Source organism: Kitasatospora sp. NPDC101183 (genome assembly GCF_044767945.1).
Classification (GTDB): domain Bacteria; phylum Actinomycetota; class Actinomycetes; order Streptomycetales; family Streptomycetaceae; genus Kitasatospora.
The window spans coordinates 327,572-354,165 of record NZ_JBIWOW010000008.1 but is presented as its reverse complement, the minus strand read 5'-3'; the positions used below and the strand labels follow the sequence as shown (position 1 = coordinate 354,165).

General features: G+C 69.6%; 31 protein-coding genes. 6 read left to right on the top strand and 25 right to left on the bottom strand.

Translation table 11 applies throughout. From position 1 onward, the window contains the following. The 13 genes from ACIRRS_RS14175 to ACIRRS_RS14115 all read right to left on the bottom strand — a co-directional run. The coding region (locus ACIRRS_RS14175) for a phosphoadenosine phosphosulfate reductase family protein (RefSeq protein WP_402969663.1) at positions 1–530 on the bottom strand (530 nt) is incomplete at its 3' end. A gap of 15 nt (positions 531–545) precedes the next feature. After that, positions 546–986 carry a hypothetical protein gene (locus ACIRRS_RS14170; protein ID WP_402969660.1) on the bottom strand — a complete coding sequence of 147 codons (441 nt, stop codon included), beginning with the start codon at positions 984–986 and terminating at the stop codon, positions 546–548. Between the two features lie 32 nt (positions 987–1,018). After that, entirely contained in the window at positions 1,019–1,210 is a 192-nt protein-coding gene (locus ACIRRS_RS14165) for a hypothetical protein (RefSeq protein WP_279095459.1), read from the bottom strand. Positions 1,211–1,454: 244 nt separating this feature from the next. Continuing rightward, the gene (gene traB, locus ACIRRS_RS14160; protein WP_402969657.1) at positions 1,455–3,533 is read right to left on the bottom strand and encodes a plasmid transfer protein TraB; all 2,079 of its coding nucleotides are present in this window, start codon (positions 3,531–3,533) and stop codon (positions 1,455–1,457) included. Between the two features lie 139 nt (positions 3,534–3,672). After that, positions 3,673–4,299 carry a plasmid transfer protein TraA gene (gene traA / locus ACIRRS_RS14155; RefSeq protein ID WP_402969654.1) on the bottom strand — a complete coding sequence of 209 codons (627 nt, stop codon included), beginning with the start codon at positions 4,297–4,299 and terminating at the stop codon, positions 3,673–3,675. Positions 4,300–4,321: 22 nt separating this feature from the next. Then, positions 4,322–4,864 (bottom strand): hypothetical protein, encoded by a 543-nt coding sequence (locus ACIRRS_RS14150; protein ID WP_402969651.1) that lies wholly within the window; start codon positions 4,862–4,864, stop codon positions 4,322–4,324. Positions 4,865–4,882: 18 nt separating this feature from the next. Continuing rightward, entirely contained in the window at positions 4,883–5,311 is a 429-nt protein-coding gene (locus ACIRRS_RS14145; protein ID WP_402969648.1) for a hypothetical protein, read from the bottom strand. A gap of 17 nt (positions 5,312–5,328) precedes the next feature. Continuing rightward, positions 5,329–5,538 (bottom strand): hypothetical protein, encoded by a 210-nt coding sequence (locus ACIRRS_RS14140; protein ID WP_402969645.1) that lies wholly within the window; start codon positions 5,536–5,538, stop codon positions 5,329–5,331. Positions 5,539–5,555: 17 nt separating this feature from the next. After that, the gene (locus tag ACIRRS_RS14135) at positions 5,556–5,930 is read right to left on the bottom strand and encodes an RRQRL motif-containing zinc-binding protein (RefSeq protein ID WP_402969642.1); all 375 of its coding nucleotides are present in this window, start codon (positions 5,928–5,930) and stop codon (positions 5,556–5,558) included. Next, positions 5,927–6,301 carry a hypothetical protein gene (locus ACIRRS_RS14130; protein WP_402969639.1) on the bottom strand — a complete coding sequence of 125 codons (375 nt, stop codon included), beginning with the start codon at positions 6,299–6,301 and terminating at the stop codon, positions 5,927–5,929. The genes ACIRRS_RS14135 and ACIRRS_RS14130 overlap by 4 nt, the downstream gene beginning before the upstream one ends. Further along, on the bottom strand, positions 6,298–7,392 hold the full coding sequence (locus ACIRRS_RS14125) for a DUF2637 domain-containing protein (RefSeq protein WP_402969636.1): 1,095 nt from the start codon (positions 7,390–7,392) through the stop codon (positions 6,298–6,300). The genes ACIRRS_RS14130 and ACIRRS_RS14125 overlap by 4 nt, the downstream gene beginning before the upstream one ends. Further along, the gene (locus ACIRRS_RS14120) at positions 7,379–7,744 is read right to left on the bottom strand and encodes a WhiB family transcriptional regulator (RefSeq protein ID WP_402969697.1); all 366 of its coding nucleotides are present in this window, start codon (positions 7,742–7,744) and stop codon (positions 7,379–7,381) included. Before ACIRRS_RS14120 ends, ACIRRS_RS14125 begins: the two co-directional genes overlap by 14 nt. Further along, positions 7,744–8,001 carry a hypothetical protein gene (locus ACIRRS_RS14115; protein WP_402969633.1) on the bottom strand — a complete coding sequence of 86 codons (258 nt, stop codon included), beginning with the start codon at positions 7,999–8,001 and terminating at the stop codon, positions 7,744–7,746. Before ACIRRS_RS14115 ends, ACIRRS_RS14120 begins: the two co-directional genes overlap by 1 nt. A gap of 440 nt (positions 8,002–8,441) precedes the next feature. Between ACIRRS_RS14115 and ACIRRS_RS14110 the strand changes: the two genes are divergently transcribed. Next, complete coding sequence (locus ACIRRS_RS14110) at positions 8,442–9,230, top strand: GntR family transcriptional regulator (protein WP_402969630.1); 789 nt, start codon at positions 8,442–8,444, stop codon at positions 9,228–9,230. A gap of 2 nt (positions 9,231–9,232) precedes the next feature. Then, entirely contained in the window at positions 9,233–9,985 is a 753-nt protein-coding gene (locus tag ACIRRS_RS14105; RefSeq protein ID WP_402969627.1) for a glycosyltransferase family 2 protein, read from the top strand. A gap of 520 nt (positions 9,986–10,505) precedes the next feature. On the opposite strand, the gene ACIRRS_RS14100 is transcribed toward ACIRRS_RS14105, so the two are convergent. The 4 genes from ACIRRS_RS14100 to ACIRRS_RS14085 all read right to left on the bottom strand — a co-directional run bounded on the left by ACIRRS_RS14100 (position 10,506) and on the right by ACIRRS_RS14085 (position 14,928). Then, a complete protein-coding gene (locus tag ACIRRS_RS14100) occupies positions 10,506–11,072 on the bottom strand; it encodes a PIN domain-containing protein (protein WP_350519758.1) in 567 nt (188 codons plus the stop codon). A 1-nt stretch (position 11,073) separates the two neighbouring features. After that, positions 11,074–11,538: an excisionase family DNA-binding protein gene (locus ACIRRS_RS14095; RefSeq protein ID WP_350519757.1), complete on the bottom strand. Its 465-nt coding sequence runs from the start codon at positions 11,536–11,538 to the stop codon at positions 11,074–11,076. Positions 11,539–12,169: 631 nt separating this feature from the next. Further along, on the bottom strand, positions 12,170–13,219 hold the full coding sequence (locus ACIRRS_RS14090) for a methyltransferase (protein ID WP_402969623.1): 1,050 nt from the start codon (positions 13,217–13,219) through the stop codon (positions 12,170–12,172). Next, positions 13,216–14,928 carry an AMP-binding protein gene (locus ACIRRS_RS14085; RefSeq protein ID WP_402969620.1) on the bottom strand — a complete coding sequence of 571 codons (1,713 nt, stop codon included), beginning with the start codon at positions 14,926–14,928 and terminating at the stop codon, positions 13,216–13,218. Before ACIRRS_RS14085 ends, ACIRRS_RS14090 begins: the two co-directional genes overlap by 4 nt. Positions 14,929–15,604: 676 nt before the next feature. On the opposite strand from ACIRRS_RS14085, the gene ACIRRS_RS14080 reads away from it, so the two are divergent. After that, positions 15,605–16,465 (top strand): toll/interleukin-1 receptor domain-containing protein, encoded by an 861-nt coding sequence (locus ACIRRS_RS14080; protein ID WP_402969617.1) that lies wholly within the window; start codon positions 15,605–15,607, stop codon positions 16,463–16,465. A gap of 405 nt (positions 16,466–16,870) precedes the next feature. Here the strand turns inward: ACIRRS_RS14080 and ACIRRS_RS14075 are convergent, their stop codons facing one another. Together ACIRRS_RS14075 and ACIRRS_RS14070 are read right to left on the bottom strand one after the other, a co-directional pair. Then, positions 16,871–17,857: a hypothetical protein gene (locus tag ACIRRS_RS14075; RefSeq protein ID WP_402969614.1), complete on the bottom strand. Its 987-nt coding sequence runs from the start codon at positions 17,855–17,857 to the stop codon at positions 16,871–16,873. Then, positions 17,823–17,969 carry a hypothetical protein gene (locus ACIRRS_RS14070; RefSeq protein WP_402969612.1) on the bottom strand — a complete coding sequence of 49 codons (147 nt, stop codon included), beginning with the start codon at positions 17,967–17,969 and terminating at the stop codon, positions 17,823–17,825. Before ACIRRS_RS14070 ends, ACIRRS_RS14075 begins: the two co-directional genes overlap by 35 nt. 445 nt (positions 17,970–18,414) lie before the next feature. Between ACIRRS_RS14070 and ACIRRS_RS14065 the strand changes: the two genes are divergently transcribed. Further along, complete coding sequence (locus tag ACIRRS_RS14065) at positions 18,415–18,585, top strand: response regulator transcription factor (protein WP_402969609.1); 171 nt, start codon at positions 18,415–18,417, stop codon at positions 18,583–18,585. A gap of 231 nt (positions 18,586–18,816) precedes the next feature. Here the strand turns inward: ACIRRS_RS14065 and ACIRRS_RS14060 are convergent, their stop codons facing one another. The 5 genes from ACIRRS_RS14060 to ACIRRS_RS14040 all read right to left on the bottom strand — a co-directional run bounded on the left by ACIRRS_RS14060 (position 18,817) and on the right by ACIRRS_RS14040 (position 24,607). Beyond that, positions 18,817–20,544, bottom strand: coding sequence for an ATP-binding protein (locus ACIRRS_RS14060; RefSeq protein WP_402969606.1), 1,728 nt, complete (start codon positions 20,542–20,544; stop codon positions 18,817–18,819). 457 nt (positions 20,545–21,001) lie between these two features. Then, entirely contained in the window at positions 21,002–21,520 is a 519-nt protein-coding gene (locus ACIRRS_RS14055; protein WP_402969604.1) for a hypothetical protein, read from the bottom strand. A gap of 716 nt (positions 21,521–22,236) precedes the next feature. Then, positions 22,237–22,746: a cupin domain-containing protein gene (locus ACIRRS_RS14050; RefSeq protein WP_402969601.1), complete on the bottom strand. Its 510-nt coding sequence runs from the start codon at positions 22,744–22,746 to the stop codon at positions 22,237–22,239. A 179-nt stretch (positions 22,747–22,925) separates the two neighbouring features. Continuing rightward, complete coding sequence (locus tag ACIRRS_RS14045) at positions 22,926–23,387, bottom strand: SRPBCC family protein (RefSeq protein ID WP_402969598.1); 462 nt, start codon at positions 23,385–23,387, stop codon at positions 22,926–22,928. 152 nt (positions 23,388–23,539) lie between these two features. Next, positions 23,540–24,607, bottom strand: coding sequence for a GNAT family N-acetyltransferase (locus tag ACIRRS_RS14040; RefSeq protein WP_402969595.1), 1,068 nt, complete (start codon positions 24,605–24,607; stop codon positions 23,540–23,542). Between the two features lie 30 nt (positions 24,608–24,637). On the opposite strand from ACIRRS_RS14040, the gene ACIRRS_RS14035 reads away from it, so the two are divergent. After that, positions 24,638–25,108 carry a MarR family winged helix-turn-helix transcriptional regulator gene (locus tag ACIRRS_RS14035; RefSeq protein ID WP_402969592.1) on the top strand — a complete coding sequence of 157 codons (471 nt, stop codon included), beginning with the start codon at positions 24,638–24,640 and terminating at the stop codon, positions 25,106–25,108. A 79-nt stretch (positions 25,109–25,187) separates the two neighbouring features. On the opposite strand, the gene ACIRRS_RS14030 is transcribed toward ACIRRS_RS14035, so the two are convergent. Next, complete coding sequence (locus tag ACIRRS_RS14030; protein WP_402969590.1) at positions 25,188–25,814, bottom strand: TetR/AcrR family transcriptional regulator; 627 nt, start codon at positions 25,812–25,814, stop codon at positions 25,188–25,190. A 245-nt stretch (positions 25,815–26,059) separates the two neighbouring features. On the opposite strand from ACIRRS_RS14030, the gene ACIRRS_RS14025 reads away from it, so the two are divergent. Further along, on the top strand, positions 26,060–26,548 hold the full coding sequence (locus ACIRRS_RS14025; protein ID WP_402969588.1) for a PaaI family thioesterase: 489 nt from the start codon (positions 26,060–26,062) through the stop codon (positions 26,546–26,548). Positions 26,549–26,594 lie beyond the last annotated feature (46 nt).

Here is a 26,594-nt window from a genome sequence, read left to right as displayed (position 1 = left end):
CGGGTGCGGCCCTGGTTGCCGATGATGCTCCGTCGGAACGTCATCAGCGGCTCGTCCTTGAGGTGGCGGTACATCACCTTGTGCCCGGCCGGGCCTGGGAAGCCCTTCCACACGGGGCGGATGCCCTTGTTGGGGCCGGTAGAGGCAATGACGCGGCCCATGACAAGGTCGGCGTAGGAGTGCTTGGGGTGCAGCTCGTGCAGCGTCACACCCCAGGTGGCGGCGACGTCCCGCACGTGCTGGGTGGTCTCTTTGATGCCCGTGCCGGTGTTGACGTGCAGGATCGCCTGGTAGCGCTCGCGCATCAGGTGCATGAGGTTGACGGAGTCGTTGCCGCCCGAGAACAGGCCGTAGACCGCTTCAATCGGGTAGATGTCCAGGGCCTCGTCAAGGATGGCGTGCGAGCGGGCGATCGCCTCGTCCAGCGTCAGCGCGACGTGCTCACCCTCGCCGGCCTTCGGCGGGGCCTTGGGCAGCAGATCGGGCATGCCCGGGAACATGTCCTCGGCCGGGCGGAGCTTGCGGGCCATGCGGGTTCCTCCAGGTCAGCGGTTGCGGTTGGTGACGTTGACGCTCACGTTCACGGCGCCCTGCCCGCCCCGGCCCCCGGTGCCTCCGCTGTTCTTGAGGAGGTAGAGGACCCCGAGCGCGCCGACGAGCAGGCCGAGGCCGGTGGTGGCGGCGGCGAGGGTCTGCAGCAGGAAGCCGAGGCCGAGGCCCCCGGCGCCGATGCCGATCCCGCCGGCGAGCAGACGGGCGGGCCACACGTCCCGCGCCGGGGCCGTGATCGGGACCGGCACGGGGGCGGGGGTGTGCGGGGCCGGCAGGTAGCCGAGGGGGGCGTGGTGGATCGGGGCGGGGAGCGGTGCGGTCGGGTGGTAGAGGGCGAGGGGTGCGGGGGCGGGCTGGGTGGCGTAGTAGGGGGTGCCGTCCTGGGTGTAGAGCACCGGGGCGGCGAACGGCTGCGGGGCGGTGGTGTGGTCCACGGTGCTTCTCCAGTCGGCGAGTTGGGGCGGGGTCAGTGGAGGGTGGCGACGTAGTGGGCGATGGAGTCGAGGGCGCTGTTGACGGGTCCGGCCAGGCCGGTGCCGGCGATGGTGAAGCCGGACAGCCAGATGAGGACGGCGCTTCCGGCGCTGACGCGCTGGGAGCGGACGAGGACGACGGTGATGATCGCGAACAGCAGGGCGGAGGAGACGGTGACGATCACGGCGGAGGGTCCTTCCGGGCGCCCCGGGGCTGTCCCTGGGCGTGGTCGAGCGGGTGGCGGAGGGTGTGTCAGGCCACGGCGAGCGAGGGGCGTCAGACGCGTCAGAGGCGTCAGAAATGGGGCGTCAGACGCGTCAGAAGCCCCTCGCGCGCACGCGTTACCTGGGGAAATCGGCCCGTTCGGCGTCAGGGCCGTCAGACGCGTCAGATGCGTCAGGGCCGTCAGAAACGGTCCGGGTGGTGGTTCAGGCGGCGGCCCGGTCGAGCGGGACGATCTCGTAGCGGCCGGCCTCGTCGGTCTCCCGCAGGCGGCCGGCGTCGACCATCTCGGAGACCTGTCCGGACACCCAGCCACGCGAGCGGCGGAAGCGGTCGCAGTGCTCCATGAAGTCGGCCGGGGCGATCTCGGTGCGGCCCTCGGCCTCGAACTGGGCCAGCAGCTCGGCCATGATCTTTCGGGCCTCGTTTGTGCCGACCCGGGTGCGCGGCGGGATCTCGGGCGGGGCGATCTCCACCACCCGCTCAACGGGCGGGAGTTCGGCGTCCGGGTCGATCCACCCGTCTTCGTCCTCGCCGTCCTCGTCGGCGGTCAGGTCGTAGTCGTAGTCCACCGGGGCGTTCTCCTCGTACTCCTCGTAGATCCCGCCGTCCTCGTCACCGTCCCGGCCGTCGTCGGCCGTGGGCAGGTCGGGGAGGGGGTAGCGGGTGCGCTGGGTGAAGGCGGGGCCGGCGGCCTTGGCGGCGGCTGCGGCGGTGACCGGGTCGCACTCGGCCCGGATTCCGGCGAACTCGACGACGTTGCGCGTGATGGCGTCGACCGGGGTGAGGTAGGCGCGGCCCGGGGTGGCCCAGAACGTCTCCGGGATGCCGTTGGCGGTCAGGTAGCAGTAGCCGGGGCGCTTGTCCTTCCATGCCTGCGGGGAGGCGCCGGCGTCCATGGCCTCGTCGGGCAGGGCGAACATGGCGTCGCGGTCGTCGCGCAGGCCGAACACCCAGGACGAGCCGAGGGAGGCGCGGGTGTCGGTGCTCATCTGGGCGCCGGAGGCGCGTTGGAGCGAGACGACCAGGGAGATCCCGGCGGAGCGGGCTTCCTGGGCGATGCCGGTCAGGGCGTCCTCGTCGATCTCCCGCAGGGTCTTGGCGGCCTCCTCGAACCAGGCGATCAGGTAGGGCATACCCGGGGAGCCATCGGCTTGGGCCCTGGCGCAGGCGGGGACCCACTGCTTGTGGCCGTACTTGGCCAGCCAGGACGTGCGGGCCGGGATCACGGCCTTGAGCGCGTTGACCATGGCCTTGGTGGACTTGATGTCGAGCGCGGCCCAGTCGATCGCGGGCAGCAGCGGGCCGAGGGTCTGCTCCGCCTTGGCGGGGTCGGACGCCCACACGATCACGTCGCGTCGGGTGATGACCTCGTCCAGCGCGGTGATGCATCCCTCGGACTTGCCGCTGCCGGTCATTCCCATGCCGAGCAGGTGCATGGCGTTGCGGCCCGCGTCGGGGTCGCCGGGGAAGAACATCGCCATGTCGGCGCCGTCCTCGTAGATCCCGACGTGGACCGGGTCGGCGATGGAGCCGCCCGGGTAGGACGGGCCCGGGTAGGGGGCGCCGGCCTTGAGCAGGTCGTTGGGCACCACGGTGAGCACGGCCTTGGACGAGTCGTCAGCGTCCGGGGTCATCCGCACGGCGTTCTTGGCGACCCGCAGCGCGCTGGCGAGCTTGGGCAGGGCCTTGGACACGTCGTCCGGGGTCAGCTCACCCCCGGGCAGTTGGAGGCCGAACGTCGCCTTGTTCGGCTGCACCGTGGCTGAGGTGACCATGGTCTTGGCCAGCCCGACCTTCTCCAGCAGCCCCTTGTCCGCGCCCTCGCCGGCGCCCTCGGGGTTGACCCGCAGCAACTGGCGGATGTTCCACGTCGCCGCGAGTGCCGATCCCCCTATCAGGTAGAGGCTGGGCAGGGGCCCGGCGGCGGGCCCGGCGAGAGCGGCGGCGGTGAACCAGGACGTCCCGGCGGCAACGGTGATGGCGGAGTGCAGGCGGCGCTGCTGGCTGGTGGGCTTGCCCGCCCACCAGGTGGCGGCGGTGAGGCCGAGCGAGGCGAGGGTGAGCCCGACCGCAGCGGCGGCGGACTCGTCCCACATCAAGTTCGCCGGGAGGGAGAGGATGCCGGTTCCGGCGGCGACGATCCACGGCGGCAGGTAGGGCTTCATGCGGTGGAGCAGGTACTCGCCGACACCGCCGGCGTGCTGGTTGGGGTCGAGGTGCAGGTACCCGGCCTGCTGGCCGGTGTCGAAGTGGGCGAGGGTCTGGGGCTGGTGGCGGCGCACGGGCGGCCTCCCTGGGCAGCGTGGGAAGTGGGGAAGCTGGGAGAAGGCCCGGCCCGGGGCAGCGCGCGGCACAGCTCACCCGGCCGGATGGGGGCGAGGGCTGTGCGCGCCCTGCCCCGGGCCGGGGATCAGAGCGGGATCAGCCGCCGAACTCGAACTTGCGGCGGGGCTGTCGGCGGGGCTGGGCCACGCGGGAGATCTCGGGGTCGTACTCGCGCTGGAACGCGGCATAGGTGCGGGCGATCTCGGCGGCGCAGTCCTTCGCGTCGTCGGCGGCCTTCTTCAGGTGCTTGGCCACCCGGCGGGCGCGGGTCAGGGAGCCGAACGGGCGGCCGTCCGCGTCGGGGACCTCCTTGAGTACGGCGTTCAGCAGCTCGTAGGCCATGGCCAGGTCGAACGAGACCTGGGACAGCGCCTGCCGGCCCTGCTCGCAGTAGTTGCGCACGTCGGCGTTGGTGAAGAACTCCGGGTCACCGAGCGGGGAGTAGGAGCGCCCGCCGCCGCTGTGCCCGCCGCCGGACGGCTGGCCGATCCCGCCCGCCGCCGGACCCGGACCACCGGGGCCCCGGCCGCCGTACGCGGCCCCGCCACCGCCGCCGGCCGTGTTGCGGGTGTAGTTGAAGTGGTAGCTCGGCCCGACGCGGGTACGGGAGTTGCCACCGCTCGGCGGCGGGGGCGGGGTCTTGCCGCCGCCCGCGCCGCCGCTGTTGCCGGAGCGGCGCGGGGGCGGGAAGGGGCTGCTCGGGCTGCCGGGAGGGGTGCTCATCTGTGCTTCCTCCAAGGGGAGTTCAGGACTGCGGGGCGTCGAGCGGGGTGGTGGCGAGCGTGCGGCGGGTCCGCCACCAGAGCGTCTGGGCAGTGGCGGTGCCGGCCAGCCACAGCAGGGCGAGCAGGCCGTTCGTCGGGCCGAACCAGACCGCGAGCGCCGACCAGGCGAGGCCGGCCGACCAGGCGGCGACGGCCCGGGTACGGGCGCGGGCCTTGCGCCGCACGGCGGAACGCGGGTGCCGGTGGACGATCAGCGTCCACCCGACCGGCAGCAGCACCGCCGGGACGGCGAAGACGAGCGCGATGGGCGTCCCGGCGACGGACAGCACGCCGGCCGCCGCGAAGACGCCGATCCCGAACCAAGTGGGCGCCCACGCGACCCGCCGGCGCCACAGGGCGCGACCGGTCGCGAGCGCCAACCGCCCTGCGAGGGACGGCTGTTGCGGGACGACGAGGACGACCGGGGCGGTGCCCCGGCCGAGGTTGACCACGTGCGCGGCGGGCGCTCCCCGCCGGCCGCGCTGTGCGGGTATCTGCAACTTGGTGGTGCGGATGCGGGCCATGGCGGACCTCCGGGGCGGTCAGATGGAAGCGATGAGGGCGGCGGCCGTCTCGAAGGCGTGGTGCCACGCCTGGTCCAGCGCGTAGGCGCCGTTCATGCCGTGGTCGGCGAGGCGCACGAACCGCCCCTTGCCGGTGGCGTCGGCCAGCTTGCGCAGGGGCTCGCGCCGGTCGGCGACGTAGTGCGTCGTCGCGGAGAGGGCGAGCGCGGCGGCGACCGGGGCGGGCCGCAACCGCAGGCCCAGCAGTCGGGCGCCGCCGAGCAGCACGCCGGCCTGGACGGCGGTGTAGGAGGCGACGTGGGCGGCGCAGGCCCGGCGGCCGGCCGCCCCGGGCCCGCCCTTGGTGGTGGCCTGGTGGTCGCTCTGGACCCAGTGGTCCGCCACGTCCGCCGCCGACCGCAGCAGGGCGTAGGCGGCGGCGAACCGGGCCGCGCGGACGCTGGTCATGCTGGCTCCGTTCATGGTCAGCGGGTCTGCTGGATGAGGGAGCCGAGCAGCTCGGGGCGGTTGGTGGCGCCGAGCGAGCGGCCGGCGGCGGTGAACAGGTGCCACCAGTGGGCGGTGCCGTTGTCGTTGCTGGTGTGGGCGCAGGTGAAGCCGTGGAGCGGGAAGACGTCCACGACGCGGGTCTGGGCGAACTCCGGCGGCGGGGCCGGGATGTGGTCGGTGTTCATAACGGTCTCCCTGGGGTTCAGGCTGCGAGGGCGGTGTGGTCGGCGCAGGTCAGGCAGGTGCCGAGGTGCGCGGGGAGGACGTAGCCGGCGTCCCGTCCGCAGGTGGGGCAGGTGCGGCGGGCGGCGTTGGCCTTGGCGAGGGCGGCGGCCTTCGCGGGGGTCATCGGCCGTACGGGCTTGGCCCGGTCGAGCCGGTAGAGGTAGGCGGGGCGGGTGCCGCCGAAGCGGGAGCGCCACATGATCTGTGCGGCGACGTCCTGTCCGCCGGGACGCAGGCCCTTGGCGCGGAGCTGCCGGCGGGTGAGGTAGCCCGCCGGGGCCGTGCGCCACGGGTAGGTGGGCGTTCCGCCGTGGCGGGCACCCTCGGGGTCCCAATGGCGGGGGCGGCTCACCGCTCCTCGCCCGTGGCAGCCTCGGGCAGGGTGAAGTAGCCGACCAGCCTGATCGGCGTACCGGCATAGGTGGTGGTGGCGTCGAGCCAGGCCAGGGTGCCGGTGGTCTCGTGGTCGACGACGGCCGGGTCGACGCCGAGGGCCTGGCGCCACTGCTCGAAGGCGGCGAGGGCGCTGTCCCTGTGGAAGGCGAGGGTCAAGCCCCAGGTGAGGAGCAAGGTGCCCGAGACATCGCGCTCGCCGGTGACGACGCACTCACTGGTGACCCTCGGCGCGGGCAGGCCGGAGTGGGTGGTGAGCAGGGCGAGCAGGGCGCCGGCCGCGTTGATCTGGTCGGCGGCGGTGGGGCGGGTGTCGGTGTGGGTGGTCACGATGCCTGCTCCTCGGGGTGCGGGGTGGTGGTCTCAGCGGCGCTGGCCGGCACGGCGTGCAGGGCGGGACGCTCCGCACTGAACTCGCGGTAGCGGTTGGCGATCCATCCAGCCGACCAGCCGGTCAGCTCGACCGCCCGGCGCTGCGGGATACCGAGCACAACGGCGTCTCGGACCTTCGCCCGGGCCTGCTCCTCAGGCAGACGCTCGGCGGCGGCAGGAGCGGACAGGAACTCCTGCCGAAGCCCCTCGATCTCGCGCTCGGCGTCCTGCTCACGCTCGCGCTCACGGCGCTCACGCTCGCTCACCTCGCGCTCACGGCGCTCACGCTCGATCCGCTCGGTGTCCTGCCGGCGCTGCCGTTCGTCGCGCTCGGCAGCCTCACGGCGGGCCCGCTCGTCGCGTTCCTCGCGGGCCATGCGCTGCTCGTGCTCACGCTGCTCGCGGGCCATCCGCTCGTCGTGCTCACGGCGCTCACGCTCGCGCTGCTCGGCCCGGGCGTACTCGGCCAAGCGGTCCTCGCGTTCCTGCCGGCGGCGCTCGTCCGCGCGGCGTTCGCGCTCGGCCCGCTCATCGCGCTCACGGCCTTCACGGGCGGCCATCGCGGCGGCGATCGCCCGCCGGTAGGCGAGGGAGGTTTCCGCCGTGACGATCAGTAGCAGCGGCGCCACCGCGTGAACCGACACCCCGACCGCATCACGGTTCAAGGCGGACAAACCCACGTTGAGCAGCACCGTCATGGCGCCGGTCATCCAGCGCAGCACGACCGGCCACCGGCCGCCGTCGCCGCCGAGGCGGGCCAGCGTGCTGTCCATGCGGATCACGATCACCACCGCCGCGTCCACGACCAGCGGCAGGATCGGGGCCGTCCAGCCCCAGCCGTCCGGGGTGTGTCCGGACATGAGCGGGGTCACCGTGAGCACGCTGTAGAGGACCGCGCCGAGCGTGATCGTCCACGTGCCAACGGCCAACGCCCGCTCCGCTGAGCGGATCTGGTCCGGGCTCATCGGCGCCTTCACCGCGACCACCACCAGGCGTGCGGTGAGCGCGCCGTGAGCGCGGTGAGCATCGGGGCGTTCACCGGTGAGCACCCCCGGTCATCTCCCGGGCCATCCGCCGCGCCAGGCTGCGGCGCTCGGCCTCGTTCAGGCCGCCGAAGATGCCGTGCGGCTCCTTGCGCTCCAGCGCGTCGGCCAGACACAGGGACTTCACCGGGCAGCCGGCGCACAGCATCTTGGCGCGGCGCTCGGCCCACTCGGCGGTCTCGGGCCCCATCTCCTCGGGGTCCGGGAAGAACAGGTTCGTGTCGCTGTCGGCGCAGGCGGCGCCGCGCAGGTCGCCGTCTCCGTTCGGGCGGTACTCGGCGAGCACGGTGGCCGCCGGGCGGGCGGTGCGGTGCGGGGTGCGGGTCGCGCCGCTGATGATCGTGTGGAGCTGAATCATCACGCCGCCGCCTTCCAGGTCCGCACCCGGCAGCGCTCGGCGGTGTACATGAGCGCGGACCCGAAGCCGGCCGCCGGGCCGTCCAGGTCCCGCAGGATGTCCCGCGCGGCGTCGAGCCGGACCAGTCGGTCCTCGGCGGTCTCGTCCTCGCTGCCGATGAACAGCTCGACGTCGATGCCGACGCCGAGCGCCAGCTCCGCGAACTCCAGGGGCGTCAAAGCCTCCTGGCCTCCGACGTACAGTTTCACTGGGTTCACCTCGTCAGATGGTGGGTGAGCCCGCAGGGCCGCCACGCATTCCTTGGCCGGGAGCGTGGCGGCCCGTCACATGCGGGCCCAGCTACTCGTCACATCACGAGCAGCCATGACCCCCGACCCGACCGACGAGCGGGCGGATCGGGGACCAAAGACACTCGAAACGTGCGGACATCACCCGGTCCGCGCGGGGACGGGGACGAGCCCCGTCGTGAAGCACTCTGTTGAGTTCTCAAGGGACAAGCGCTGCCTTCGGGGGGCTGTCACCCCACCCCTCCGGGCGCGTTTGCGCAGGTCAAGCAAGCCCTAAGAGTCATGTTGAGGACTTGTCCTCAACTCCTCTTGAGGAGCTGAGATGACTATGACGGACTCTCAGGGAGTCGTCAACTCCTCTTGAGGACTTATCCTGGGCGAGTCACGCAACCAGGGATGGTGGAGCCGCCATGGCGACGAAGTACGAGCGGATCGCAGACGCCCTGCGAGAAGAGATCCGCGCAGGTCAGCTCAAGCCGGGGACGAGGTTGCCCGCTGAGACGGCTCTGGCTGAGCAGTACGACACGAGTGTTCCGACCATCAGGCAGGCCACCGGGGTCTTGGTCGCTGAGGGGCTGATCGAGAAGCAGCACGGCCGGGGCACCTTCGTCCGGAAGGAGCCAACCAGGGTCGTTCGGGACAATGCGCGGCACCAATGGGAGAAGGATCGAGCGCGCGCGTCCGAGGCTGAGCGACTGAAGACCGGGGCCACCGAACGGGACACGGGCCTAACGATCAACGATCTGGTCTTTGAGGCGAGTTACGAGCAGGTTCCCGCTACGGCGGAGCTTGCAGGGATGTTCGGGGTCCCCGAGGGCACGACGTTGCTTCAGCGGACGTACCGGACGAGGTACCGGGAGGAGCGCACCCCACTCAACCGCTCGCAGTCGTACTTGGTGCTCGACATGATCGCCAGCAACCCCGACCTCCTGCGAGAAGACCAGGAGCCGTGGCCCGGGGGGACGCAGAATCAGCTCTGGACCGTAGGTATCGAGCTGGACCGGGTCGTGGAGACCTTCCAGGCTCGGCCCCCTACGCCGGAGGAGGTCGAAGAGCTCGGCCTTCCGGCGGGCGTGTCCGTACTCATCCTGCGCAAGGTCGGCATCGACACGACCGATCGAGTCGTAGAGGTGGCCGACGTCGTCCTGCCGGGCGACCGAACGGAACTGACCTTCACGACCAAGCTGACAAGGTGGTGAGCATGACCCACGTCATCTCCGTCATCACGGCCGTTCACGGGCCGTCCGCGTCCTACCTGTCGGACGCCTACAAGTCGCTGCTAGTCCAGGAACTGCCGGAAGGTTGGGACTGGCAGTGGGTCATTCAGGAGGACGGGGAAACCGATGCGGTCGCTCCCCACGTGCCGGATGACCCTCGCATCACCTTCGGGCAGGGGCGGCACGGCCGGGCCGGCGTGGCCCGCACGATGGCCCTCTCCCGGGCCACCGGGCGGTACGTCAAGGTGCTGGACGCCGACGACATGCTGGTGGAGGGCGCGCTCGCGCGGGACCTCGCAGCACTTGAGCGGCCCGGGATCTGCTGGTCGACGTCGCGGGTGCTTGATCTCCTCCCAGACGGCTCGACTGTGGGGTTCGACCAAGACCCGCCGGAGGGGCCGATTGAGCGTGGGGCCGTCCTTGAGCACTGGAAGGCGCACGACTTCCGTGCCCAGGTCCACCCTGCGACCCTGTGCGCGCGGCGTGACCTCGTGCTCGCCCTTGGCGGATGGATGGCCCTGCCGGCGAGCGAGGACACCGGGATTCTCATGGCGCTGAACGCGGTCAGCCGTGGTTGGTTCTCGGCTGAGACTGGCCTTCTGTACCGCAAGTGGCCGGGGCAGAGCACCGCGTCCAGCGCTCACGTCCATGAGGGCGAGAGGACTGCGCGGATGGCGGTCATCGAGGCGCGGGCACGGGTGCTCGCAGCGCTCGATGGCTGGCGTGTCGACGTGTAAGCCGCAAACGCAAAAAGGCTCGGGCCCGACAGCGCGTCGCTGTCGGGCCCGAGCCATGTATGGGCACTCCGGTGGGTGGGTGCAGAGGCTAGACAGCGGACGCCCCGACCTGGGCTTTTGGGGATGTCCGCCGTCTCAGTTTCCGTCTCGTTCGCCTCCGTCCGCCGCCGTTCAACTCGACTTAGCGGCGCCGGATACGCCCCTGGTCAGACCGCATGCGGACTCCAGCGGACACCGACCTGGAGAATTGGAAAGCGTGTTGGGGGCAACCCCTCACGAGTTCGAATCTCGTATCCTCCGCCGGCAGAAGGCCCGGACCGCACCACGCGGTCCGGGCCTTCGTCGTTTCCCCTTCCCCGCAGCTGCCCCTCGACCATCTCGGCGGCCCACCGGGGCAACAGCGTGGTGCGCGACGTGGAGCTTGCCCCCAGAGTTGCCAAGCATCGCCCCACTCCTGTGTGAGGGAGTGTGGGAAGGCCCCGGCCAGCATCTGCTGGCCGGGGCCCGTGGACTTGGCTCGTCAGGTGCTCTCGACAGGTCCGCTTCGGAGCATGCTCACTGATCCGATCAGTTGGGATCTCTCCAACTGGCCCAGCACATCGTCGAACGTGACCGGCTCCCGTCGCCGACTACCCGCAATCTCCATGACACAGCCATAGACCACACGGTCGTCCAGGTCGATCAAGTCCATGACGAAGTCGTCGGCGGTCTTCTGCTCGATGCCCCATTCCGCCAAGTACTCGGACGGGAAATCCGTGCTGTTGTCAGTGACGATCACTTGCGCGCCGGCCCTGATCGCCGCCGCGAGGACGTGACGGTCGTCCGGATCGGGGAGCTTGAGCCCGTCGATCAGAGGCTCGTAGCCGGTGACGATGCAGTCCCGCACAGCTGCGTTCATGCGGCGCCGCAGCTCCGCACGCTTCTCGTCGTCTCCGATGTCGTTGCGGCGGAGTGCAGCTTCCACCTCGTCGAGGATCTGCTCGGTCCACTTGGCTTGGACGATCCCGTGCCGAGCCAGACGGATGAGCAGATCCCGCACCGTGTTCGGGTAGAGCACGTTCGAGTCGTACAGAACGATGAAGGCCATGTCAGAGCAGCCCCAGCTCCTCGTCGAGGGCCGTGAGCGAGTCGGCTGCGTCCTTACGTTCGCGGTCGTCTCTCCGCTTGTACTCCATGACATCGTTGAACTTGATGCGCCGATGGCGCCCGACCCGGTCGAAGGGGATGTCTCCCTTCTCCAGGAGACCGATCAGGTAGGGCCTGGAAACGTTGAGCATGTCGGCGGCGACCTGGGTGGACACGATGGCATTGACTGGCATGATCTGCACGCCTTGCCCGTTCGCCAGGGCAGCGAGCATGGCGGCGAACATCTCGACCGTGGGGCGCGGCAGCACGAGAGGATCGTCGGAGCCGACCTCACCGACGATGGTGATGTCTGCGGTGGCGTCCGTGTTGTGCGCGAGGTAGTCACGGACCCTACGCAGCGCCCGTTCGGCGCTTTGCGCGTCGACGGTGCCCGGCGCGATCTTCCGGCCTTCTGTGGCGGTTGCCATAGTCGAACCTCCTAGCTTCCCAGCGTAGTCGCAGCATCCGAAGTATTCGAAATATTCGCAACATCTTCCCGGGTAACGATTCGGCGAACCGCTGGCTACTGTCGGTTCACTCGATCAGGGGAGCGATGGCTACCCCCGGGCCACGCCCCTCTGGTCCGGCTGCAGCCGGACCGGATGACCGGGCCGATGCCTGCGACAGGGCGGACGCTCCCCAAGGGCCGCCTGCACGCTTGGTCTCAGTTCTGGTCTCGTTCACCCCTGTCCAGCCGGGTCCAGCCACTGCCCAGCGGTTCACTCCGACGCGGGTCAGGACAGCCGCGAACCCCGGCGGACACCGTTGGAGGCACTTGGAAAGCGTGTTGGGGGCAACCCCTCACGAGTTCGAATCTCGTATCCTCCGCCTTTGCCTAGCAGGGCAGTTGAAGGCCCCGACCGGGTTCCCGGTCGGGGCCTTCGTCGTGCTCTGGCCTCAGCTTCAGCTGGGGTTTCGGGGCGTAGTGGCAGAGGACGCGGGCCGCCCTGGCCCCACTCGGCGGCGGTCGGCCCCGCAGGCGGTCAGACGGTTCGCCGATCACGAGATGCCACCGCTGCCTCCGGCTGGACGATCTTCACCGTGGCGCCCGCACCGGCGTCACGCGGCCGGGGTACGGACGGCCGTCAGGAGCGTCACATCCAGCGGCAGTGCGTGACTCGCTTCGAGCGTCAACCCGGCTCCGGCCATCAGTTCCCGGTACTCCGCGAGGGTGCGCTCGCGGGCTCCGGGCAACGTGACCAGCATGTGCAGGTTCCAGGCGAGCGCGAGCCCGTCGTCATCGCCCTCGGGCATCAGCCGTTCGAGGACCAGCAGGCGTCCGTGATCGGGCATCGCCCGCGCGACGGCCCGGAGCACGGCCAGGCAGCCGTCGTCGTCCCAGTCGTGGAGGATCCGCGACAACAGGTAGACGTCCGCGGTCACCGGCACCTCGGCGAAGAAGTCGCCCGGCACCAGCGTGCAGCGGTCGAGGCAGCCCGACTCGCCCAGATGGCGGCGGGCCTCCTCGATGACGTGCGGCGCCTCGAACAGCACGCCCCTGGCGGATTCGGCGGCGCGGAGCACCTCGCAGAGCAGGGAGCCCGTTCCGCCGCCGATGTCCGCCACCACGCGGGCTCGGTTGAAGTCGATGTGCTCCGTGACAGCACCGAAGAACGAGGTGCCCGCGGACATGGACCGTTGGAACGTCTCGGACAGTTCCGGACGGGCGGCCAGGTACGCGAAGAACGGCGCGCCGAAGACCTCGCTGAAGGCGTCCCGTCCGGTCCGCAGTGAGTGCAGCAAGCTCCCCCACGCCTGGTAGCACGGTCCGCCGTACATCAGGGCCAGGCCGCGCAGCGAGTCGGGATGGTCGTCCGCCAGCAGGGCACCGGCCCGGGTGAGCCCGAACCGCCCGTCGTCGGTGCGGCGCAGCATGCCCAGGCCCACGAGGTAGCACAGCAGCCGCGTCAGTGCGCCGGGGTCGGTGCCGGTCAGGTCCGCCAGCTGTCGCGTGTCGGCGGGGGAGCCGGCGAGGTGGTCGCCGATCCGCAGTTCGGCCATGGCGTGGAGCGCCTGGGTGCGCCAGGCACCCGTCAGCAGGTGCAGGACTTCGCGTTGGGCGTGGTCGTCGGGCCCGGCGTCCGCGCCGGGGTCGAGGGCGCCGGTCACGGCGCCGCGTCCGACCCGGTCGTCCGCCGGGCGGCCCCGCTCGCATCGGCGGGCCGTCCGGCGCCCGGCAGGGCCTGGTCGCCGGTCAGCCAGTCGCGTAGGACGTTCTTGCGGACCTTGCCGAGCTCGTTGAGGGGGAACGCCGGCACGGTCTCGATGCGGGTGGGCCAGTACCAGTCGGTCATGCCGCGTTCGGCCAGCCAGGCGTGCAGTTCGGCGAGGTCGGGGACGCGGCCGTCGGACGGGACGATGACGGCGCAGGGCAGTTCGCCGTGCTCGGCGGGGTAGCCGACCAGGACGACGTCGGCGATGGCCGAGTGCTCGCGGAGTTCCGCCTCCACGTCCAGGACGGGGATCATCAGCTGGGTGGCCCCGGAGATCCGGTCGGAGGCCCGGCCCGCGTACGCCAGGCCGCCTTCGCCGTCCGGGCGCATGAGGTCGCCGGTGGCGTACCAGCCGTCGGTGTCGGCCGCGCGCCACAGCAGGCGCCCGGTGTCGCGGTCGAAGGTGCCCAGACAGGTGGAGGGACCGCGCAGGTCCACCGGGGAGGCGTCGTCGGGGCCGGCCGAGGGGTCCGTGCGCAGCTCGATGCCGGGCAGCGGTCGGCCGACGCTGCGGGTGGCCCGCTCGGCCGGGTCCTCGGGGCTCGTGGCGGTGATCGCTCCGGACTCGGTGGACCCCAGGCAGTTGACCACGTTCCTGCTCAGCGTCCCGCGCAGGAGGGCGACGAGTTCGCGGGTGGGGCTGGCGGCCATCGCGGCCACCGCCTCCCAGTCGGGCAGGTCGCGCGGGTGGAGGCGCTGTTCGCGGGCGAGGGATTCCAGCATCGCCGGCGGGGCGATCAGGGCGCCGGTCCGGTAGGTGCTGAACAGGTCCAGCCAACGGCCGTCGTCCCACTCGTCGCAGTAGAGGGCACTGAGACCGTGGACGAGCGGGCGCAGGACGCCGTTGCGCAGGCCGGCGCCGTGGCTGAGCGGGGTGAGCACCGGGAACGGTTGTCCCGGCTCCGGGGGCGGGACGACCAGTGGCCGTCTGGCGCCGGCGTGGAGGGTGTTCTGGCTGTGCACGACGGCCGTGGCGCTGCCGGTGGTGCCGGAGGAGAACAGCACGGTCGCGGCCTCATCCGGCGCCAGGGTGCTGCCCCGGGGGGCGATCGGTCGGGCGGCGCGCAGACAGGCGTCGAAGTCGAGCGCTCCGGTGGCAGCCGCGTCCCCGACGATCACGCGGTGGCGCAGGGTCGGCAGGCCGTCGGCGAGCCGGGCGACGGCCTCGGTGTGGTCCGGGCCGGGCCGGTGGTCCGCGGCGACCAGGACCACCGCCCGGGTGGAGGCCAGCATCCGGCCCACCTCGCGCCAGCCGAAGCGCAGCGAGATCGGCATGGTCGCGGCGCCCGCGCGCCAGCAGGCGAGCGTCAGCACGGCCGTCTCCCACCAGTCGGGCAACTGGAACGCCACCACGTCGCCGCGCCGGACACCCAGCGCGTGCAGCCCGCCCGCGAAGCGCTCCACCCACGCGGCCAGCTCGCCGAAGGTCAGTGACACCGCCCGCCGCTCGGCGGCCCGCCAGCTCACGATCACCCGCTGGTCGGGCGTCCGCTCGGCGGCACCGCGCAGATCGTCCAGGAACGTCGCGTCACGCCACCATCCCTGTTCCCGGTAGCGGGCAGCCACTTCGGGCAGCGGACGCATGGTCTCGAACAGATCCGACATGATCGCTCGCTCCGTGAGGATCGGTGGAAACGCCCCGTGCATCAGCCCGGCTCTCCGGCCACGAACGTTTCCACCCCGCCAGGCTGTGCCAGCACACTGTCACAGCCCTGCGGGAAGGGACTCTTCAGCGCGCCGAAAGAGTGGGACCGGCCGCCGCCGAGTGCGGAGATCGAACACCGCTGGTTGCAGTTCTGGTTGCGTTCACCCCCGTCCAGCACCGTTCAGAGCCCGGCCGGTGGGTCACTCCGCCGCAGGTCAGGACGCGTACGGCCGCCCCCGGACAGTCGGACGAACATTTGGAAAGCGTGTTGGGGGCAATCCCTCACGAGTTCGAATCTCGTATCCTCCGCCGACAGAAGGCCCGGACCGCACAAGCGGCCCGGGCCTTCGTCGTTGCATGGCGGCATTGAGCGCAGCTTTGGCGCGACGCTTGGCCCCGCGCCTCCGGCAGGCGTCTCCCGCCACTGCGGCACGACACGATCAACCTCCTGCCCCAGGATCTCGGCACCACTCCTCGCGAACCCCTCGAGCGTGGGGAGCCCCCGCAGCCTGCCCGTTCGGGCGGCCCTGCTCATCAGGAACCTCCCGGCGACCAACTGGCCACGCCCCAGGCGACTCCCCACCACCCGCCCTGACGGTATGTCATACTGACGATAAGTCACCGACTGGAGGTCCGATGTCAGGACAACAGCACACCCTGTTCATCTCGCACGCCTCCGAGGACAAGGAGGAGCTCGCGCGCCCCCTCGCCGTCGCGCTTGAGCAGCTAGGACTTCGCGTCTGGTATGACGAGTTCAGCCTCTCACTGGGCGATAGCCTGTCCGCGTCGATCGATAAAGGACTACAGGAGTCGGAATACGGCTTGATCATCCTGAGCCCCAGCTTCCTCAAAAAGCCCTGGCCTGAGTACGAGTTTCGCAGCCTCCTGACCCTTGAGATGGGCCACTCCAAGAGAATTCTCCCACTGTGGCACAAAATTGATCGCAGCGAGGTCATGAAATTCAGCCCACAGCTCGCCGACAGGGTCGCGCTGAACACCGAGGGGAAGGATTCTCTGAGCCTGGCGCTCTCGGTTCTCAAGGTGGCCTCACCGGAAATGTTCAACGAGCTGTATCGCCGCTACATCTCACAGAAAATGCTCGCCAACGGCGAACTGCCGAAAGAGGACCTTCGCAACCTGCGACGTGGCGAGGTGGGACCTCCCCTGACTCAGGCCCAACTCAGGCGCCTACGCCTGATCCGAGAATCTCTCATGGACGCCTGGCCGCAGGACTGGGAAGAGATGGTTGCGGATTTTCGCCGCGACCTTCTCTCAAGCCGCGAGAAGGAAATCAACATCTGGGAAGCGATCGCGGGTACATATCTCACGACCTGCCGCCTATTCCCGCTAGATCCACCAGAGAGGCGCGACCTCGTATCAAAGCTGATCATGGCGACGCTGGGCGCTGCCAACCCAGCCAGAGATGACGATCCCGAATGGCTCAAATTTGCAAGGTCAGAACTGCTGGGCGAACTAGCAAATCATCCGTCCTCATAGGCGGGCAGCCCGAGATCAGTTCATCGGCGGCTACACGCCGTGACCGGCAGGTGAGAATGCTGTCGTTGGCGAGCATGCTGCTCCGAGCCTTCAGTGGTCTCGCCGCCTTGGAGCTGATGCGCTGGGCTCCGCGAATCCGCTGGCCCGCGGTCCTGCACTGGTTGACGTCCCAGCCCCAGGCAGTCGTGGGCTTCCCACCCGGATCAGCGGAGGACCGATACTTATGATCGCCCGGCTCGCCCTAAGTGGATGCTGGCTTCGACCGCGGTCTCAGTTCTGGTCTCATTCACCGCCGTCCGGCTGGATTCGGCAGTTGTCTAGCGGTTCGCTCCGCCGCAGGTCAGGACAGCTACGGACCCCGGCGGACACCCTTCGGGAGAATTGGAAAGCGTGTTGAAAAAAACCTCACGAGTTCGAATCTCGTATCCTCCGCGCTTCACGAAGGCCTGGACCGTCTGAGACGGTCCAGGCCTTCGCCATGTAGAGGAAGCGCGGCCGTGGTGTTCCGTCAGGCACGGTGCCGACGGATTCGCCAGAAAGCCAGGGTGGCCAGGAGGGCCGCCAGGCCAGCGAAGAGGGCCGTCTCCAGGTACTGGAAAATCTGGTAGCGGTTGGCGGGTTGCTCCGCGATCTCGAGGTGGATGTCGCCCTTGGCCAGGCAGGTGGGCAGTTCGGAGAACGAGCTGTGGTCCGTGCAGTCCTGGAACCAGGCGGTGTGGCCGACCTCCTTGCCCGCAGAGTCGAGGATCGGGCTGGAATCGACGGCCCAGGGCTCGCCGGGGACGCGCAGGCCGCGCCGATGTCGCCGTAGGTGCCGATCTTCGTCAGGTGACCGATCAGTTCGGCGGTGAACGCCACCGAGGTACGGAGTGGCGCTTCGTAGTGTGGGCGGATCAAGGCAGGTACGGCGGTCTGGAGAGCAGCGAAGACCACCAGTGTGGCAGCCATGGCGGGCACGGTGCGGCCGACCACCAGGCCCAGGGTCGCTCCCAGGACGAAGGCGAAGGTCGCGTAGCCCAGCAGGGCGATGCCGCGTGCGGCGAAGAGCACCGGCTCGAAGCGGTTACCGAGGACGGTGGCGACCGGGCCGCTCGCCCAGGTCAGCAGCAGGCTGTACAGGTCGGCGACGGCCACGCTCAGCAGGCCGAGCATTCCGGGTTTGGCCGCGAGCCACCGGCCACAGGTCACGCTCTGGCTCCAGACCAGTCGGTGGGTGCCGACTTCCAGCTCCCGGGCGATCAGCGGTGCACCCCAGAACACGCCGATACCACCGGGGACGGCGAGCAGCAGGTAGCCGAGCAGGTCGACCCGGAGGCTGTAGCGGTCGGCGAAGGCGCCGAGCGGCCCATTGCAGGCGTCATGGGTGGCGCAAGTGCGCGAGGGTGTCGTCATAGGCTCCGTGGACCTGCCTGCCGAGCGCGACGAGATAGGCGGCCAGGAGCAGGAGTGCCCCGAAGCCCACGAGCACCTGTGTGCGGGACTGGCGCCAGGTCATCCAGATCATCGGTGAGCCTCTCCAGTGGTTGATGAGGGTACCCCCGGCCGGAGGCCGGGGAAGGACCGGGTGCCGGGCCGGTCCTCCCGGGCGAGGTAGGCGAGGACCAGTTCTTCGAGACCGACCTCGGTGCTGGTCCACGGTCCGCCGGCCGTCTTGGACGGCATTGACGTCACCCGCGCCCTGGCCGGCTCCGGAGTCGCCGCCCCGCTCCGGGTGGTCATCGTCACGACCTTCGACGAGTACGTCCATGGGGCGCTGCGCGCAGGCGCGGTCGGCTTCGTCCTCAAGGGCGCTACCCCTGCGCTGCTCATCGAGGCAATCCGGGCCACACACGCCGGGGACACCCTGGATCTCCCAGTCCATCACCCTGCGACTGCTCCGAGACCTCGCTCCGACCCTCACGACGCCCGTCGCCCAGCCCGCCCAGCCGCTCTCGGCGCGCGAGACGGAGGTGATCCGTGCCATCGCGAGGGGTCGAACCAACCAGGAGATCGCCGCAGCCCTCTTCATCACCTTGAGCACGGTCAAGAGCCACCTAGCGACGATCCAGACCAAACTCGGCGTCCGCAACCGCGTCGAGATCGCCGCCTGGGCTTGGGAAAGCCGCCTCATGGACTCCTAGGGAAAACACGCTTGCGCTAATAAAGCGTGTTGGGGGCAGCCCCTCACGAGTTCGAATCTCATATCCTCCGCCTCGCCTGAACAAGCACTAGGAGGGCCCCACCGCTCCGTGGTGGGGCCCTCCTTGGTTGTACTCAACGCTGATCAGAGAGCGATCACTGTCACCAGTGGCGAAGCCGTTGCTCGCCACCGGATGCTGTCACAGCCTTGGCCTGCTACTGACACGCGATTCTTACAGGACGTCCTTGATGCGGCTCAGGTAGCGGTCAGTGAACATGCCCCACCAAGTCCGCAGCTCGGAGAACTGCTCCTCAGGAGTCTCGTGCTGCGACTCGGCCTTGGCGTAGGCGACGAGTAGGAGAGTGATGGCCTCCACGGCGCGGCGAGCTGTCCCAGCCACACGGGGGTTCCCATTCTGGTTGGCCTCGTCCGTGAGCAGCCGCAGGGGCTCGTACATCTCCCGGTAAAAGCGGTGGCGCTTATTCAGGCGAACGATCGTCTGAGACTTTAGGTGGGTGATGAGCATCAGCTGATCACCCGGGATGTTCACCGACTCGACTACGAAGGGCAGGGCCTTGACCTCCTCGATGTAGGCCGCCTTCTCTTCCTCCGTGTCCTTCCCGACGTCGTGGGCCAGGTCTTCCCACTCAGTCTGCTCTTCCTGTTCGGTGGGGACGTCCTTGACGCGGCTCTTCGGCATGCTGCGTTCGGCTTCGCTCAGGGCCTTGACGACAAGCTCGTGCTCGCGACGATCCTTCGAGTCCTCTCGGTCCATCTCCCCCCAGATGCGGTCGAGTTCCGTCCGCGCCTTGGGGATCCAGATCTTGGCGAGTTCCCGCAACTTCGTGCGAAGTGCTTCGTTGGGGACGACGCCGCGCTTGACGTTGCGGACGCCCATCATGCGGTCGAGCTCGGGCTTGAAGTGCACCTCGAAGCCGATGTAGCGGTCCGGGTCCTGAACACCTCTGGGGAAAAGCTTAGCCACGTTGGTGTAGCTGATCTCGCGATCGAAACGCATGAAGCTGATCGCACCCAGGTTGTCCGGGATCCGGAGCCGGGTCGCAAGCTCATCGCCACCGCGGCCCTTGATCCGGATGGCTGTCCGAGGAGCCAGCGTGATCACGACGCGCACGAACTGGTCCGTGCCCGGGATCGGGACGAACTCGTCGTGGAAGACTGTCGGCTCGAAGTGTGCCTCGGCCTCGACAGGGTTGCCCCGGCGCTCGGCATCCTCTCGCAGGACCTGGTCCGCCCATGTGCCCTTGCGCATGAAGGTCGGGTCGTGGGCGAGCAGCGGCGTGCCATCGACAGTGACCTTGATGCCGCCGGAGATGAATTCCCGAAAGATACGTGCGAGCTCCGTCATGACCTCGGTGCGAACGAGGTTCGGTGCACTTTGACCGTGCTCGTTGACCACCCGGTCCGGGTCGATCTTCGACCAGCAAACCAGTGTTCCCGGCCCCTCAGGGAAGTAGGTCTGAAGGTGAGCCGGCAGCGGCTCGAGGTCCGGGGGAAGGATGCTGGCCTCGCCTCCTCGCTCCTCGGCAGCGTTGGCGTCGTGCAAGTCGAAGTAGACGTGGTGGATCTCGTCCGAGTCGGTCGTCCGCGACCACGCCTCGATCCTCAGACCGACACTAAGCCCGGCAAGTTTGGCACCTACACCGAACTTGCCAATCGTGGTGGTGGACATGAAGCGGCTGGAGAAGCCGAACTGCATGTAGTGCTGAAGAGTGTGATCGTCCATGCCGCGGCCATCGTCGACCACGACGATCTCGTCCACTACCTTCTTGCGCCCCTTAGGCGCCTCATGGATGTAGAGGTGGATGTTGTTGCTGCCCGCCTCGATGCTGTTATCGATGAGTTCGGCCACTGCGGCGGGGAAGTTGAAGCCGGAGTCGCGAAGGCTGGTCAGGGCCTGCCCCGTGAGCATGACGGGGATGGGCTTGCGAGTATCGGTCATCGGGGGTTCTCTCCTTGTCGCGGAACGTGAGTAAGGGCGCGGCGGAAGGCAGCTTCGAGATCCTCGGAAGGACAGAACGGACAGGTCAGGCCACTCTTTTGTGGACTGGCCGGATGGAGCTGGTTGAGGATCTGCAGGGCGTCCGCGGTGAGTCGGTGGTACCAGGCAGCCTCCAGCCAGAAGGCCCGCTTGGCAGTTCCGGTGGGGACGAAGATGAAGTGGGTGGCATGCCGCATGTATGGATGTCCGGCGAGCCGTGTCTGGAGGCAGGTATCCGAACGACCCACGTAGATCGGGGTGGCGTCGGTGCCCCGGCGGGCCCGGAGCAGGACGTACGCCCCGGGGACTCCGCGGGGGAGGAGGGATTGGACTGACGCGCGCGTGAAGCGGAACGCCAGTCTCACCCCTCCGTCGCTCGGAGCGGCCACCGAAGGTGGCTCCCAGACGCCGAGATCCGTCACGCGGGCACGGGGGTCAGCAGGAAGCGGGTGTGGGCCCGGATGCCCTTCCACGCACGCTCCACCGTCGCGATCGAGACGTGGGCCGCAGCCGCCGTCTGGGCCGCGGTCTGGTCGCGCAACAGGCCCAGCAGGCACGTGGTGCCGTGGGCCCCAACCGTCGCGGCATACGTGGTGAGTTCCCGCAACGTCTCCTCCGCGACCACGTGAGACTCTGGGGTTTCGTAGGACACGAGGTCCACGGTCGCGGTGCCCTGGTCGTCAACCTGGGTCGTGCGGCGGTGGATGGCGTCCGGCAGCGGGCGCTTCGAGGCTGACTCGCGGCCGTTCTGCTCGCTGCGGTCGGCGATCCGGCGCGCGTCGTTGAGGACGTTCCGAACGAGCCGTCCGGCGGATTCCGCGACCCGCTTCTCGCCGAGCGCGAGGCTCAAGGCGGCTTCGATCAAGTCGAGCTTGCGGGAGTCACGGCCGGAGCGCTGCTCCAAGGCGTAGAGCGTGGTGAGTGCGGAGATGCGCACTAGGTCAAGCGGCAACGTAAGCTGCCCTTCCGGTGCCCTGCGGCTATACGCCGGGCCCTGTCTAAGTGATCCACTATCCCTTTGGCCGGAGTCCCCTATCGGTGGACTACGGCATTAGCGGATACATCAAGCGTAGAGCGGCACCCGACGTCGTGCGATGCCTTCCCTACATCTACTAGGGGACAGGCGGGGCCAGGTTCCCCTCACGGGAGGCAATAAGATCTTGGTCGCGGCCCTGTTCGGTGAGGAGAACTCCATGGTGCACAAGCCGGTTGTGCTCACCGGCCCCGAGAGCGGTCACAGCCTCGTCGTATTCTCCTCAGGCTGGGGCGGCAGGCACTACCCAACGTAGGTCGGCCGGAGCGTCGACGGTGCGATCACCCGCTTCGTGAGAGAGTTCTTCGTGGCACCGCAGCCGGGCCGCGGTCCTGTCGACGAGTAGCACCAACAGCGCCAGGTCGCGGTCTCAGTTCTGGTCTCATTCACCCCTGTCCAGCCATGTTCGGCCGCCGGATATTGATTCGCTCCGCCCCAGTTCGGAACAGGTGTGAACCCCGGCAGACGGGGTTCGGGAGAATGGGAAAGCGTGTTGGGGGCAACCCCTCACGAGTTCGAATCTCGTATCCTCCGCCGGCAGAAGGCCCGGACCGCACCACGCGGTCCGGGCCTTCGTCGTTTCCTGGTTGCGGTGGACGGGGAATTCCGGGCCCCGTCGATCACGCGGAACGCTCCAGGGCGTCGCGCCAGGCCGGGCTGTCGACGTAGTGGTTGTCGAAGCGCTCCGAGGAGTCCTTGATCTCCTGGAAGCTCGCCTCGCCGCGCATGACCCGACCCAGCAGTCGCAGGTAGTCGAAGCGGGCCATGCCGGGCGTGAAGGTGAACAGGACATCGGCTTCGTGTCCGGGAGCGGCGGCGAAGGCGTGGGGGGTGTGCGGCGGCACGAGGAGGAAGTCCCCGGCGTTGAGCACGGTGATCTCCTCGCCCAGCAGGACCTGCAGTGCGCCGTCGATCACGTAGAAGAGCTCGGAGGCGCGGGTGTGGAAGTGCGCCGGGGCACCGACGGCACCCTTCGCGAACGTGGAGCGGTAGGCGGTCATCAGACCGCCGGTGGTGTCGGAGTCCGCCAGCAGCGTCATGACGCTACTGGGGTCGCTCGCCGTCTCCGCCTCCGCGGCGCGGGTGAGGACGGCCGAGAAGCTGGCATTCTGGGTGTTCATGCTGGTCATAGCGTTGGACTCCTTGGTGGTGCGCCGTACTTGCCGGCTCGTTGAGACCACTCTAGGGGCGCAAAAGACCCTCACCATGGTGCAAATATGATCGAATTTTTGAGGTCAATTGGCGCCGGGGTTCTGTTCGGTGATGTCGGCCGGCCGGTTGCTGCCGTCGGGTTGCGCACGGTCCCACCTCAGTTGCCGGCGCCCAGCCGCACGGCCAACACCCGGCCCCGCTCGGCCTGCACCGCTCCGGCCTTCCCGGCCGCATAGCGGAGCAGGCCGAAGGGCGCGTGCAGCCGCAGGGTGTCGACCACCAGGGAGCCTCCTTCGCCCCGGGCGGTGATGGCGAAGCGGTAGTCCATCCGCACACCGCCAGGACTGACCACCTCGCCGCTGACCACCGCCTCGCCCGGCAGTCGGGCGCCCTCGGCGCGCAGGGTGACCTGGATGACGTTGTCGTGCCGGACCAGTCCGAGGAACCGGAAGCGCTCGACCGCCACGTAGTGCGTGACCCCGCCCTCGCACCGCACATCCCGCACGTCAACGAGCAGCGGGGACAGGCCGACGTAGTTCCGGGGCTCCGCAAGATGCGCGAGCACGGCGGCGGGCGTCGCCGCGACGTCGTAGGTGCAGCTCAGTTCGGTGCTGGGCACGTCCGACTCCCCTGTCCTGTCCGGCTCCGGCCGTCGTCGTGGACCGGCAACGATCGGTGGATGATCGCACCGTCCTGCCGCCTCTGAAAGGCCGCCGTACCGGGGCGACGCTTCACGAGGTCGAATCTCGTACCCTCCGCCTTCGTCGTGTTTCAGGGGGTCAGGGGCTTGGTGAGGCGGGTGGTGGTGGAGGGGGTTCGGGTGGGGGTGGGGGTGTAGCCCTCGGATTGGTAGAGGGTGAGGTTGGGGGTGCTGCGGGAACCGGTGTGGAGGACGGCCCGGGCGCAGGTGGGGGTGGCGGCGGATTCGGCGGTGCGCAGGAGCCGGCGGCCCAGGCCGTGGCCGCGGAGGTCGGGGGCGACGGCGAGGCGGCCGATGTGCCAGTCGGTGGCGGTGCGGCGGGCGCGGACCATGCCGAGGAGGCGGCCGTCGCGCCAGAGGCCGGTGGTGTGCCAGTCGGCGAGCCAGGCGCGGACGTCCTCGGGTGACTCGTGGAGGGCGGGGATGTCGAGGGTGTCGTTCGCGAGGGCCTCCTCGACCCAGCAGCAGCGCTGGAGGACGGTGACCTCGGGCGCGTCCTCGGGGGTCAGCGGCCGGACGTAGGAGCCGGGCAGCGGGCCGGGGAGGGCCTCGGGGCGTTCGCGCTCGCGCAGGGGGCGCAGGGCGTGGGCGACCCGGGTCAGCTCGTCCAGGACGCCGCGGGCCGCGGCGGCGAGGGGCGGGGTGGGGCGGACCCGGCCGTCCTCGACCGCGTCGCCGATGCGTATCGCGACGGTGGCGGCGAGCGGGACCAGGCGCAGGGTGGTCACGACCTGCTTGGCGTGCTGGACGGCCCGGGTGCCGGCCGAGGTGTGGCCGTAGCTGACGAAGCCGACGGGCTTCCAGGCCCACTCCCGGTGGAGGTAGTCGAGCGCGTTCTTGAGGGTCGCCGGCATCGCGTGGTTGTACTCCGGGGTCACCACGACGAAGCCGTCCGCGGCCTCCACCAGGGCGCTCCACCGCCGGGTGTGCTCGTGCCGGTACAGGCCGGCCGCCGGGTGCTCCTCCTCGTCGAGGAAGGGCAGGCCGAGGTCGCCGAGGGCCACGGGCACCAGCTCGACGCCGAGTTCGGAGGCGGCGGGGGCGAGGGCGTCGAGGAGCCACTCCCCCACGGCCGGTCCGAGGGCGCCGGGGCGGCTGCCGGCCACGAGCACGAGGACGCGCAGACTTTTCGTTGACATGGAAATGAAAGTAGCGGGTAGATTGATTACATGTCAACGAGATCATCGGACGACCGCACGCCCCGCTGGCTCAGCTCCGACGAGGAGCGCGCCTGGCGGGCCTTCCGCCGGGTGGTGGCCGCCGTCCAGGCCGGTACGGTGCGGGACCTCGTCGAGGTCGGGCTCTCGGAACCCGACTACGAGGTGCTGAGCACGCTGTCGGAGCGGCCCGGGAACACCAGCACGCTCCACGAGCAGGCCGCGAAGATGGACTGGTCGCGCAGCCGCCTCTCCCGGCACGCCGGTCGGATGGAGGAGCGCGGGCTGCTGCGGCGCGAGCCCGACCCCGCCGACGGCCGGGGCTGTCTCCTCGTCCTCACCGAGCAGGGCCTCGACACGCTCGCGGAGGCCGCCCCGGCCCATGTCGCCTCGGTGCGACGGCACTTCATCGACCGGCTCGCGCCCGAGGACCTCGCCGCGCTGGAGGCGATCGCCCGGAAGGTGGAGGGTGCCGAGGGCTGAGAGAAGGAGGGAGAAGGGAAGAGAAGGGAAAGGCCCCGACCGGGGAGCGGTCGAGGCCTTCCGTCACGTCGGCGGGGAGTCAGTCGACGAGGATGCTGGGGAGGACGAGGTCGAGGACGCGCTGGAGTTCGAACTCCAGGTCCAGGTCGGCGCCTTCGCGGTCGCTGCGGCAGAGGCGGAAGAGGGCGCCGAGGTAGGCGTCGCGCAGGAGGTGGCCGACCTGGAGGGGGTCGGTGCCGGGGCGGATCTGGCCCGTGGCGACGCCGGCGCGGACGACGTCGGCGAACACCTCGGCGGTGTACGGGTGTTCGGTGATGGGGAGGCCGGCCCGGACCCAGCACATGAGCATGACCCGGCTGAGCTCGGACATCTCCTCGTGGTTGATGTCGACGAGGGCCGTCATGCATCTTCTGAGGGTTCTGCTCACGTCCGTCTCCGTGAGCACCTCCTGCTGGAGCTTCTCCTCCAGCCGCTCCCTGCGCTGGTTGCTCCAGGTGGTGATGAGCTCTTCCTTGTGCTGGAAGTGGTTGAAGAAGGTGCCCCGGGCGACGTCGGCGCGTTCGGTGATGTCGTCGATCGTCGTCTGCTCGAAGCCCTTCTCCTCGAAGAGGCTCAGGGCGGCGGTGAAGATACGTTCCCTCATCCGCTGCTTGTTGCGTTCCCGGCGGCTCGTCGCGACCAGTGTGGCGGAGGTTTCGTCAGCCATGCGTGCTCCTGAGGGGAGTTCGGGACCGCGGCGGGCCGGGTCGGTCGGACCCTTACGGAACTTATACTAGGATTTAAGTTTAGAGTAACATGCCAGGTTCATATTGCCTCCCCTCAACTGGCAAGCGGCAAAGCACACTTCATGACGGCGAGACGTCAATCACAGTGCCGAACTGCACGGATGGTGCAAAAATCGATCCCACGAGTGATCGTTCCTCGACCCCATCGCCGATCGGAGCCGCACGCATGGGTGAGCAGCCCCAGACGCAGACCGCGCCGCGCACGGCGGTGAAGATCCCGGCCGACCTGCTCGGCCGTTTCGCCGAGGCCGGCGTCGACCTCGAGACGATGTTCGCCGGAGGGCACCTGGGCAACCGCATGGGGGTCGAGCTCCTCGAAGCCACCCCCGGCCGCGTCGTGGGCACCCTCCCGGTCGAGGGCAACACCCAGCCGTACGGGCTGCTGCACGGCGGCGCCTCGGCCGTCCTCGCGGAGCACCTGGGCTCGATCGGCGCGACGCTGCACGCGGGCCCCGCGAAGGTGGCGGTCGGCGTGGAGCTGAGCTGCACCCACCACCGGGGGCTGCGCTCGGGGATCGTGACGGGCACGGCGACCCCGCTCCACCTCGGGCGGACCATGGCGACCTACGAGGTCGTCATCACCGACGAGCAGGACCGCCGGGTCTGCACCTCGCGCCTGACCTGCCTCATCCGGGACGTGGCCCCCGAGGCCTGACGGTTCGGGGACGGCGTCCGGCCCACGCCATCCGGCCCACGGCCCG